The sequence below is a fragment of the Luteolibacter pohnpeiensis genome (genome assembly GCF_016595435.1).
Taxonomy (GTDB): Bacteria; Verrucomicrobiota; Verrucomicrobiia; order Verrucomicrobiales; family Akkermansiaceae; genus Luteolibacter; species Luteolibacter pohnpeiensis.
In genome coordinates, this window is the sequence record NZ_JAENIJ010000007.1 from 68,434 (window position 1) to 79,819 (window position 11,386).

10 protein-coding genes and 1 other RNA gene are annotated in these 11,386 nt (G+C 55.0%); 8 read left to right on the plus strand and 3 right to left on the minus strand.

Going from position 1 to position 11,386, the window contains the following annotated elements; genetic code table 11:
* Window position 1 precedes the first annotated feature (1 nt).
* Window positions 2-457, plus strand: a complete 456-nt coding sequence (locus JIN85_RS06280; protein ID WP_200268748.1) for a PA2169 family four-helix-bundle protein — start codon at window positions 2-4, stop codon at window positions 455-457.
* Window positions 458-471: 14 nt separating this feature from the next.
* Here JIN85_RS06280 and JIN85_RS06285 read toward each other — a convergent pair whose 3' ends face one another.
* Window positions 472-1,677 carry a S41 family peptidase gene (locus JIN85_RS06285; protein WP_200268750.1) on the minus strand — a complete coding sequence of 402 codons (1,206 nt, stop codon included), beginning with the start codon at window positions 1,675-1,677 and terminating at the stop codon, window positions 472-474.
* Between the two features lie 115 nt (window positions 1,678-1,792).
* On the opposite strand from JIN85_RS06285, the gene ssrS reads away from it, so the two are divergent.
* From ssrS to JIN85_RS06320, 7 genes are all read left to right on the plus strand, one after another.
* Window positions 1,793-1,974, plus strand: a non-coding RNA gene (gene ssrS / locus JIN85_RS06290) — 6S RNA.
* A 47-nt stretch (window positions 1,975-2,021) separates the two neighbouring features.
* Complete coding sequence (locus JIN85_RS06295) at window positions 2,022-4,679, plus strand: hypothetical protein (protein WP_200268752.1); 2,658 nt, start codon at window positions 2,022-2,024, stop codon at window positions 4,677-4,679.
* Between the two features lie 69 nt (window positions 4,680-4,748).
* Window positions 4,749-5,945 (plus strand): phosphoglycerate kinase, encoded by a 1,197-nt coding sequence (locus JIN85_RS06300; RefSeq protein WP_200268755.1) that lies wholly within the window; start codon window positions 4,749-4,751, stop codon window positions 5,943-5,945.
* 39 nt (window positions 5,946-5,984) lie between these two features.
* Window positions 5,985-6,779 (plus strand): triose-phosphate isomerase, encoded by a 795-nt coding sequence (gene tpiA / locus JIN85_RS06305; protein ID WP_200268757.1) that lies wholly within the window; start codon window positions 5,985-5,987, stop codon window positions 6,777-6,779.
* 165 nt (window positions 6,780-6,944) lie between these two features.
* Window positions 6,945-7,598: a hypothetical protein gene (locus JIN85_RS06310; RefSeq protein ID WP_200268759.1), complete on the plus strand. Its 654-nt coding sequence runs from the start codon at window positions 6,945-6,947 to the stop codon at window positions 7,596-7,598.
* Between the two features lie 53 nt (window positions 7,599-7,651).
* Entirely contained in the window at window positions 7,652-8,662 is a 1,011-nt protein-coding gene (gene bioB / locus JIN85_RS06315; protein ID WP_200268761.1) for a biotin synthase BioB, read from the plus strand.
* Between the two features lie 81 nt (window positions 8,663-8,743).
* Window positions 8,744-9,532: an FKBP-type peptidyl-prolyl cis-trans isomerase N-terminal domain-containing protein gene (locus tag JIN85_RS06320; RefSeq protein WP_200268763.1), complete on the plus strand. Its 789-nt coding sequence runs from the start codon at window positions 8,744-8,746 to the stop codon at window positions 9,530-9,532.
* Between the two features lie 64 nt (window positions 9,533-9,596).
* Here the strand turns inward: JIN85_RS06320 and JIN85_RS06325 are convergent, their stop codons facing one another.
* Together JIN85_RS06325 and queD are read right to left on the minus strand one after the other, a co-directional pair.
* A complete protein-coding gene (locus JIN85_RS06325; protein ID WP_200268765.1) occupies window positions 9,597-10,970 on the minus strand; it encodes a class II fumarate hydratase in 1,374 nt (457 codons plus the stop codon).
* Window positions 10,971-11,007: 37 nt separating this feature from the next.
* Complete coding sequence (gene queD, locus JIN85_RS06330) at window positions 11,008-11,373, minus strand: 6-carboxytetrahydropterin synthase QueD (protein WP_200268767.1); 366 nt, start codon at window positions 11,371-11,373, stop codon at window positions 11,008-11,010.
* Window positions 11,374-11,386: the final 13 nt, after the last annotated feature.

Sequence of the window (11,386 nt, forward strand, 5' to 3'; positions counted from 1 at the left end):
AATGAAATCCGCCGAACCTTCAGAGAATCAATCCAAACTCAGTGCTGTCGTCGCCCGATATGTGGACTCGCGCGATGGCTATGCCCACGCGGCGAAGTTGGTGGACGAAACCGATCTCTCAACGGCTTTCGTCGAGATTTCGAAAAAGCGTGCGGCGGTTGCCAAGAAACTGACCGCGCTGGTCACCACCGATCAGGATTCCCCGAGCGAAGCGAACGGGACTCTGGAAGGCGCAGCGCATCGTTGGTGGATGGGCGTCCGTGAAAGCATGTCATCCGAGGAATTGCATGCGATTTTGAGCGAATGCGTGCGCGGCGAAAAAGTTCTCGCCGGTGCGTTGGAAGACGCGATCAAGTCGGAGGACATGAATGATGAAACCCGCAGCTTGATGACGGCGGCGCTGGCGGACGTTCAAATGGCGATCGAACACTTCAAGTTCTCTGGAGTGGAATCCTGAACGGCGCCGAAATTTCATTTTTCGGCGGTCTCGATCGCTTTCTCCAGGGTTTTGTCGTGCCAGGCTGTAATCCGTGTGCGAACCTCCGGTGGGAGCGAATCCAGACGGCACCAATTTTCGAAATTCTCCCGATCTTCGGTGGTGATTTCCACCGGAATGTCGGGCGTAATTCCCACGCCATGTGGCGTTCTTCCTGAGGGCGTGTGGTAGGTGGCGATGGTGAGCCGTAACGCGGTGCCACCGCCCATCGGGATGATGTTTTGAACCGATCCCTTGCCGTAACTCACTTCGCCAACAATGGTGGCACGTTTCAGATCCTGCAATGCCCCAGCCGTCAGTTCGGAAGCCGAGGCGGACATGCGATCGATCATCACAGTCACCGGGTATTCCCGTTTCCGGCGTTGGCGTTCCGGGGTTTTCATTGGCTCGCCCATTTCGCCATCGCGCCCGCGTGTGGTAACGACCGCCGTGTTGGGTGGTAGCAGCAAACCCAGAATTTTCACGGTTTCGTGCAAATCCCCGCCTCCGTTGCCGCGCAGATCCAGAATCAGCGAAGTCATCCCCTTGTCTTCCAGTTCATCCAGCGCGGCCTCCATTTCGCGAGCGGAAGTCGCTCCGAATCTGGCAAGACGGACGTAGCCAAGATGCTTTTCATCGTTGAGAATTTTGGCCTCGGTTACGGACTGCTGCTCGATGTAGCGGTGAGTTAATGCCACCTCGACGGGTCTCGGCTCGTTGACCGGCTTGATTTTGAGATGGGTCACCTCACCGGCCTGGCGATGCAGACTGGCTAGCAGGTCGCCAAATTCCGCTCCTTTTGTAGGCTGACCATCAATGCTCAAGAGCGAGCTTCCCGGCAAAACCTTTGCCTGAGCAGCAGGTCCGAGTGGAGCCACGGCCGCGATGTAGGGGCCATCATCGCGTAGCCCGAGCGAGAGCCCGATGGACGGCACCTCCGTGTCCAGGTCTGTCATTCGCGCCATTTCCGGGTGAATGAAGGACGAATGCGGATCGAGACTAGCCAGCATGCCCTCTAGCGCGTGGTTCACCAGACGATCATAGGCCAGCTTATCGACATCCGGGTGCCTGGCGCGGACGGTTTCAAGAACCTGCACAAAGCGCTCAATCGCTGGGTAAGCAGCCTCGTCTGGATCGGGAAGTCCGGTGGATTCACCGCGAGCGATCAGGCACATTGCGGCAAACAGGCAGAGCAGTCTCATGGACGGGATTGTTAGCACTGGCGCTGCTGTCTGACAGGCAAAATCTCGTGCTGAAAATCATCAGTCGATTTGTCGGAATTTTGTTTGCGGCGGAGCGGTCCTCTCCTATGGTCACCGCCGACTGCTGTGTGCGTTCGATTTTGGCAGCTAGCCCGAACCGATATGAATAGACAGGGGCCATTCATCCGGCGAAAAAGGTCACGCCTTTATAGGAAGACCGACTTAAACTGGACGGCCCCACCTGTTGAGCTTACGGAACGTGGCTCATAGCGCCAAGAACGGCACAGCGGTTTCTCTTTTTTTGCAGGATTGCTTTCCGGGGAAATTCCCCGAATCTGATCGGGATGAAATTTTCCGGCGCGTTCCTGACCACCGCCCTTTTGTGCCTGGCCACCCTGCATGCTGCGGAAGTGGCGCAACCGGCCAACCCAGCACCGAAAACCACTGCGGAACTCGTGGCCGAGTTGGCATCCGAGGATTACCACACGCGTGAGGAAGCTACGCTGGCGCTTTGGAAGCTGGGTTTCACGGCCATGGATGAGTTGAAGCAAGCGGCTCAAAGTGACGATCCAGAGGTCGCCTTCCGTGCCCAAAAAGTGCTCCGCAAAATCCAGTTACTGATCACGCCGGATACGGATCCAGAAGTGGAAAAACTGGCGGAAGAATATGCCACCGCACGCCCTGCCAGGAAAATCGGCATTCTCCAGGCGATGACTCAAATGAGAGCGCTGGGACAAGTGCTGAGACTCTTCGCCGCAGAAACCGATCCATCCGTCCGAATCGAGATGGAATCCGATAGGAGCTTCAACATTCACAACATTGCGCTATACGCTGCCCGTGAAAAAATCGTCGGCGGCGATACCGAGGGAGCACGAACTCTGCTGGAACTCGCTCCCGCAAATGCGAGCGGCTTGCTTGCTCTGGCTGAATTTTTTCGCGCCCAAGGCACACTAGGCGCAGAATTGGAGAAGGCGAAAACCTCCACTGCCAAGGGCAAGGACGCCTGGCTATTTGCTCTATACCGAGCTTCCGGTGATTTGGAATCCGCACTGCGCCAGGCAGGTCAGGTCGAGGAACCAACCCTGGGAGCGACATTGGCGGCGCTGCATGGCGATCCGGTGCCATTGCTCGAACTCCAGATGCGAAACTCCGATATTCAGGATAACTCCAGAACTTACCTCAAATTGGCGATCCAACGTTGGACCCAAGGCAGCTTGAGCGACGAAGATCTGCTTCCCCTCACCCGCCAAATCCAGGGAAATGAGAATTGGGTGGAAGACGGCACCGCCCAGGCCCTTTACCAACTCGCCCGGCCCGATCTGGTGCTATCAGAATTGCGCATCAAACGACCAGCCATTGCGGCTGAGTATTACATTAGCAAAGAGGATATTCCTGAAGCGCTCAAGTGCTTGGGAATCGACCCGGATCAACCAGATCTGGTCAGCGCACTTCAAGACGCTTACAAGAAATATCAGTCCAGAGAACAATTCGAACAAGCTGATTCAGGAGACCTGTATCAGTTGGATATTCTGCTCTCACTGATGGCTACCCACGGTCTCAGTGGAGAAATCGCACAAGCACTCGATCCGATCATGGAGAAAATCGCCTCTGGCGAAGATGGTGAGATATTGAAAGAGATCTCCTATTTTCATGACCGGGGATTATTATCCTACGACCGGAAGCTGACCATGGATTGGGCAGGAGATGATGCCCAGCGTTGGAAGGAATGTTATACCGTGATTTTAGGTAATGAGCCACAGTGGGATGACATCTTGGACTGGATGGCAACTGTAGCCCCTGAGTCGTCTGCTGCAGATCGTTACGATGGCATCATGTCGCTACAAAGCGGCATTTCTTACGATGTCCCCGAGGCCGCGAACTGCCGGGAGCTATGGATGGGCCGCTTTTGGAAAGCGATTGGGGACACCCCTGAACCCCGCCGCCAGAAGCTACTCGATAACATAACGTTCCTGATTTTGAAAAAACCCGTGCTTGGTGAGGTTTTACGTCTGATGGATCAAGAACCTGCCGTTTTCGATAGGAGCCCCATCGAAAGTTTCCGTCCCAGCATTTTGATCATGGCGAACCGTTGGCAGGAGTTGGCTGATTTCTATTTGGAACAAATCCAGACGGACGAGGGCAAACTGAATCCGATCATGCATGCTTACGCTGCCAGCGCCTTGCGTCGAGTCGGCAAAGATCAAGAAGCTGCCGAACAGGACCAATGGGTTGACCGATTAGCCCTAGGTCAGAATACCGGGATTGCACGCGCCTACGACGACCTTGGGGATTACACTCACTCAAAGGTCTGGTGGGACAGGGCCGCAATGGAGTGTTCGGATAACCTCATCGAAGTCCGCCTCGTGTTCACTTCTCTGCTCGATACCGTGACCGATACCGGTGATTGGAAGCGAGCTGCCGCATTAGCCGAATTCATTGCCTCCCAAAGTACTGCCTACCTCGCAATCACCAACACAGAAAACCTGTCTTATCGCCTCCGAGCGGATGTTTACAAGGCCTTGGATCTCTTGCCTACTGACCGAGAAAAAGCCCTGAAAATGCTGGACGATTGCCACAAGCTCATGCCGACGGCGGGCAGTTTGGCCGACTATTTCTTCCCCGCCATACGGGCTGCGGGTTTGACCCAAGAAAGCGATGCCTGGTTTGAAGAATCATGGAAACGATTCGCTCCCATCATCAAAAAATACCCAAACGCTCACAACAGCCTGAATACGATTGGATGGATGGCGGCGCGTGCCAAATCCCACCTCGATGAAGCCGAACAATTGGAAAATCAGTCGCTTGCAAATGCTCCTGAGAATCCAGCCTACATGGATACCATGGCAGAAATCCAATTTGCCAAGGGAGATCGAAAAGCCGCGGTCGAATGGTCAGCCAAGTCGAATCAATTCATCCTCGGGGAAAATTTTCAGGGATCGATCGGTTACACGGATATTCGTCGCCAGTATTACCGTTTTTTGGAAGGGCCGTTTCCGAAATAACTTCATCCGCCGTAGCCTGAATCACCTGTGACTTGACACCGGCCGCGGACTCAGGCGGGATTCCCGCTCATGGCAAAACTTTCCATTCGCGATCTCGACGTAAAATCCAAGGAAGTCCTCATGCGTGTTGACTTCAACGTCCCGCTCCAAGACGGCGTCATCACCGATGATACCCGGATCCAGGCGGCCGTGCCTTCCATCAAGCATCTCATCGCCGGTGGAGCGAAATTGGTCCTCGCCTCTCACCTTGGTCGCCCGAAAAGCGGCCCGGAAGCCAAGTTTTCCCTCGCGCCTGCCGCAGCTCGCCTCAGCGAAATCCTCGGCCAGGAAGTCAAACTCGCTCCGGAATCCGTGGGCGAAGAAGTCGCAAAACTCCGCGCCGCCTTACAGCCGGGTGAAGTGCTGCTGCTCGAAAACACTCGCTTCCATCCTGAGGAAGAAGCCAATGACAAGGACTACGCCAAGGCACTCGCCGGCTCCGCCGATATCTTCGTCAATGACGCCTTTGGAACCGCTCACCGCGCCCACGCCTCGACCGAAGGCGTGACTCATTTCATCGCCCAATCCGCATCCGGCTTCCTGCTCGACCGCGAGCTCGAATACCTCGTCGGCAAGCTGGAAAATCCGGAAAAACCGTTCCTCGTGATCATGGGCGGTGCCAAGGTTTCGGACAAGATCCAGGTCATCACCGCCCTCATGGAAAAAGCCGATGCGTTCCTGATCGGTGGCGCCATGGCCAATACCTTCCGCAAGGCTCAAGGCTACGCCACCGGCAACAGCCGTGTGGAAGCCGACAAACTCGACCTCGCGCTTGATATCCTCGCCAAGGCCAAGGAAAAAGGCGTCCGTTTCCTGCTCCCTGCCGACACCCGCATCACTCAGGAATTCAAGGAAGGCGCTGAAACCAAAGTCACCGATCCATACGAAAAAGGTGGCGCGACCCCAGACGGCTGGGAAGGCATCGACATCGGCGACGTCGCCATCGATGAATTCGTCGCTGAAGTTGCCAAAGCGAAAACCATCATCTGGAACGGACCGATGGGTGTGTTCGAAATCGAAAGTTTTGCCAAAGGCACCAAGGCCATCGCTGAAGCAATGGCGAAGAATGAAGGCGTCACCATCGTCGGCGGCGGAGATTCCGTGACTGCGGTGAATCAATTTGGTCTGGATGACCAGATGACCTTCATTTCCACCGGTGGTGGAGCTTCCCTCGAACTTCTCGAGGGCAAGGTGCTGCCTGGTGTCGCCGCATTGAGCGACGCGTGATTCTACCCCCCATCTGCCCGAAACGATTATTTAGCTACCATGAGCCGAAAGCCGATTTTTGCCGCCAACTGGAAAATGAACAAGGGGGCTTCCGAAACGGAAGACTTTGTGAAGAGCTTCCTTTCCAAGACCCAGGGGATGAATTTCACCAGTGAAATCGTCATCGCCCCACCATTTGTTTCCCTGCCAAAGCTGGCCGACCTCTTGCACACCGCGACTGCCGGACAGAATGCCCACGCCATTCAAATCGCCGCCCAAAACTGCTCGGAATACGATTCGGGTGCCTACACGGGTGAAGTGAGCGTCATGATGCTGCGTGAATTCTTTGTCCACTATGTCATCCTCGGTCACAGCGAACGCCGCTCGATCTATGGTGAGACGGATGCGAAGATCAACGCGAAGATCAAGAAGGCCCGTGAAGCCAACCTGAAGCCGATTTTCTGCATCGGCGAAACCCTCGCTGAGCGTGAAGGCGGCAAACTGGAATCCGTTCTCCGCACTCAGGTTACCCAAGGACTCAAGGACATTTCGGAGAAGGATCTGAACGAAATTGTCATCGCTTATGAACCCGTCTGGGCAATTGGGACCGGCGTTACCGCAACTTCTGAGCAAGCTCAGGAAGCCCACGCCTTTGTTCGCTCGCTCATCGCTGAGATCTACGGACCTGATGCGGCTGCCAAGATCCGCATCCAATACGGTGGCAGTGTGAAACCAGGCAATGCAGCCGAACTGATGGCCCAGCCGGATATCGACGGCGCACTCATCGGCGGTGCTGCTTTGGAGCCTCAGAGCTTCCTCGACATCATCCGCAACGGATCCGCTCCTGCGAACTGAGGGGCGCCAACATCTCCAAATCCACCTCGTCTCCGGCGGGGTGGATTTTTTTATACTCATCTCCCCCGCTTTTTGAGTTCTCACTTTGCAGAATCGCAAGGTGCGCCTAGCATATGCGCCATGAAAGGACTTTGGCAGAAGCTTGCAGCGATAACATTCCTAATTTTGACAAGTTGCACGGCAGTTTCCCAACAAAAGGAGCACGTCATCGTCACTGGCGGACCGACTTTGCGGAAATGGGAAAATCTCCGGGTTAAGGATGATCAACATGATCGCTTCTGGGGAAATTTCGTTCGCGCATCCACCATTCGTATCGACGAGTTGCGCACCGCGTATGGCAACGATGTAAAAGTCGTCTGGATCGTCTATAAACCAAGCTACGTCACCCGTGGCCAGGAAGACAGCCAACCCTACACGACCTGGATCGCCAATCTGGCAAAGAAACGAAATACCTCATTGATCTGGGTCAATTCATCTGGAGATCTGATCCGCGCGATCAATTCCCGTCCACGTGGTGCGGTCGAAACCTTCGACTATTTCGGCCATTCGAACCGCTATGCATTCCTTCTCGACTACGGCAATGAGATCATGGCCGCCTCGACACAAGTGCTGCATGAAAACGATCTCTCACGCATCAAAAGCTCGGTCTTCAGCAAAAACGCTTATTGCAAAAGCTGGGGCTGCCACACGGGCGAAAGCATGAGTGCCGTCTGGAAAAAATCCGTTGGCATGCCTATGGAAGGAGCAAAAGGACCGACTTCATATCTGTCGATTACAGACAATAAATTGCCCACCGTAAGCGGAAGCTGGGTTAGATGAACCGTTGCAGTTGACGTCCGGGCTTTGGTCCTGCATGTCCTTTTCCATCTTCCATGACTCTTTCAGAACTTCAGAGCCTTTACGACCTTCCGTTTTTCGAACTGATTCAGCGTTCCCGCGGGGTTCATGAAGCAAACTGGCCGGAAGCAGAGGTGCAACTTTGCACCCTGCTTTCCATCAAAACCGGGGGCTGCTCCGAGGACTGCTCCTACTGCGCCCAATCCGCTCGTTACAATTCCGGCGTCCAAAGTGAGCGCCTGATGGAAAAAGCAGCCATCATGGAACGCGCTCAAGCTGCACGCGATACGGGCTCTACCCGCTTTTGCATGGGAGCCGCTTGGCGTGGCGTACGCGGTGGCACCCAGCGCTTCGAGCAAGTTCTGGATATCATCAAAGACGTTTCCACCCTTGGAATGGAAGTCTGCGTCACCCTCGGTGAACTCGGCCCTGAAGAAGCAGTCCGCCTCCGTGAAGCCGGCGTAACCGCCTACAATCACAACCTGGATACCTCGCCGGAACATTATCCAAACATCGTCACCAGCCACACTTACGAAGACCGCCTTCGCACCATTCGCAATGTGCAGGCCGCAGGGATGTCGGTCTGCTGCGGCGGCATTCTCGGCCTCGGCGAAACCATCACCGACCGGCTGCGTCTGCTTGAGGTGATCTCGAATTTCAACCCGCAGCCAGAGAGCGTGCCGATCAACTCTCTCATGCCGATGCCGGGCACTCCATTGGCCGAAAACCCCCAGGTTGACCCATTTGATCTCGTGCGGATGATTGCCGTCGCCCGCATCGCGGTTCCGAAGGCAAAAATCCGCCTCTCCGCAGGACGCACCAGACTTTCCGACGAGACCCAAGCGCTATGCTTCTTTGCCGGAGCCAATTCCATTTTCTACGGAGAAAAACTCCTCACCGCAAAAAATCCTGCGGTGGAGAAAGACCGGGCCCTGCTTTCCAAATTGGGACTTTCCACCCTCGCTCCAAATCCTTCCCTTACCCCTCCTGAGGCAGATCCAGATCTGCCAGCAACGCCGTCCTGCAATGGCTCGGCTTGCTGCTAAAAAACCAGGATTCCTTGACCCGACTCTCGACAGAGAGAAATCATTCTCATACCGTTCGAAAACACCTATTAAACAACGATCATGATTCGTAAATTCATCCCGGCCGCGTTGGTTCTCGGTCTAGCCATCACTTCCCACGCGCAAACCGCCGCTGCCGAAGAAGCCCCAGCTGCTCCAGCCACAGAGGAAGCCGCTCCTGCGATCGATCCTGCAACGGTCAAAACCAATGCTTCCTATGCACTCGGCTACCAAAACGGTCGCCAGCTTGCCAGCTACGGCATCGTTAGCTCCGATCTCGATATCGAAGCCTTCAAGAAAGGTTTCCTCAGCTGCTTGGACGGTGCGGAATTGAGCCTTTCCCAAGACGACATCGACGCTGCCCTCACCGCTTTTGGCAACTCCCTGCAAGCTCGTGAAACCGAAAAAGCAGCCGCCAACCTCAAGACTGGCCAGGAGTTCCTTGCAGAAAACGGCAAGCGCGAAGGCGTCAAAACCACCGAAAGCGGACTCCAATATGAAGTTCTGACCGAAGGCAAAGGCCAGACCTACAAGGAAGAGGACGGCGACAAAATCTTCATGGTCAACTACAAGGGAAGTTTGATCAGCGGCAAGGAGTTCGACAAATCTCCAGAAGGCGAGCCTGTTGCCATGACACTCCAGGTCATCCCTGGCTTCAAGGAAGCACTCACCAGCATGCCAGTAGGATCGAAGTGGAAAGTATACATCCCAAGCGACCTCGCCTACGGTGAAAGCCGTAGCGGTGCGGACATCGCTCCGAACAGCGTGTTGATTTTCGAATTGGAATTGGTGGAAATTCAGGACGCTCCTGAATCATCCGGCCTTCCTTTCCCAATGCCACAAGGACATTGATCCACTTTCGGGATCTATCGATTTGGAAAGCCGCTGTCATGCGACAGCGGCTTTTTTTGTGATTTTACAATCCGCTCATCCGCACTGGATCGAGTAATTCGCCCAACTGTTCAGCAGTCAAATTCAACTCCTCAAGTCGCTCCTCGCATAACTCGCGCACCGTTCGCCCCGAACTCACCGATTCCTTCGCAATCGCCGAAGCCCGATCATAGCCGATCTTGGGAGCCAGTGCGGTGACCATCGAAAGCGATAATTCGATCAGTTCATTGCAACGTTCCGGGTTGGCTTCGATGTCCACCACACACTTGTCCCGGAAAGCCGTCGCCACATTGGAAAGCAACTCGATCGATTCTAACAAACAGGCACCAATCAAGGGCATGGAGACATTCAATTCCAGAAATCCCCCCACCCCGCACCAGCTCATGGTGGTTTGATTCCCGGCAACTTTTGCGGCAACCATGGTCATGGATTCAGACATCACTGGATTCACTTTGCCAGGCATGATCGATGATCCTGGCTGAGTCGCCGGTAACCGGATTTCACCGAATCCGCATCGCGGGCCAGACCCTAACAACCGAATATCGCAGGCAATCTTGTGCAACGAAACCGCGATCGTTGCCAGCTGTCCGTGAGCTTCCACACAGGCGTCCTTCGCCGCTTGTGCTTCGAAATGATTCGCAGCTTCGCGAAATGAAATGCCTGTTTCATCGGCGATCAATCCGATGGCCGTTTTGGCGAAATCCTCATGGGTATTCAGCCTGGTCCCAACCGCGGTGCCGCCGAGAGGCAACTCTAACAAAGCATCGAGCGCCTTTTGCGCACGTGCTGCCGACAATTCCGCTTGCCGGGCCCAACCGCTGAATTCCTGACCCAGGGAAACCGGCGTTGCGTCCATCAAATGGGTCCGCCCGATTTTGAGAATCTTGTGAAATTCATTCGCCTTCTCGGACAGTGCCGCTGCAAGGCCGGAGAGCGCGGGTTTCAATTGATTCTCGATCGCACATCCCGCTGCAAGGTGGATGGCAGTCGGGAAAGTATCGTTCGATGATTGCCCCAGATTGACGTGATCGTTTGGGTGAACCTTGCCCTCCTCGGTGGAAGCCAGGTGCGAAATCACCTCGTTGACATTGGTATTGGTCGAGGTGCCGGAACCGGTCTGATAGATATCAATTGGGAACTGGCGATCATAGGTGCCCCGGGCGACTTCTCCCGCAGCTTTCGCAATCCGATCCGCCACGGCCTCATCTAACATGCCGAGTCGTGCGTTCGCTTGCGCCGCTGCACGCTTGATGCTGCCATAGGCATGGATGAGTCGCGGCGGCACCGGAGTTCCGGAAATCGGGAAATTCAAAACAGCACGCTGGGTGGATGCCCCATAAAGTGCGTCCGCGGGGACTTCCATCTCCCCCATCGAGTCCTTTTCGATCCGAGTCTTCATCCATCACTGTGGATCAAAAACGCGGAGAATCCACCCCTCAAAATTCGCCTCGGAAGGAGCAGCGTGCGGTGGGTGTTTCGAAAATGACAATCTCCGCCAGTCCCGGAAGTTGCGGTGCCAGCTTCTTCCAAAACCAGCCAGCCATCCGCTCGATTGTGGGACTTTCCAATCCTTCGATATCGTTCAAATACGAATGATCCAGCTTGTCCAGCAGCGGACGCATCGCATCCGAAATGTTTTTGTGATCATAAACCCAGCCGATGGTCTCATCGACTTCACCTTCGATCGAGATCTCGACCTTGAAACTGTGACCATGCATCTGCCGGCATTTGTGGTCCGCAGGCAGGCTTGGTAAGGTGTGGGCCGCCTCAAATCGGAAATCCTTGGTCACTCGCGCTCTCATTTGCCCAAACCAA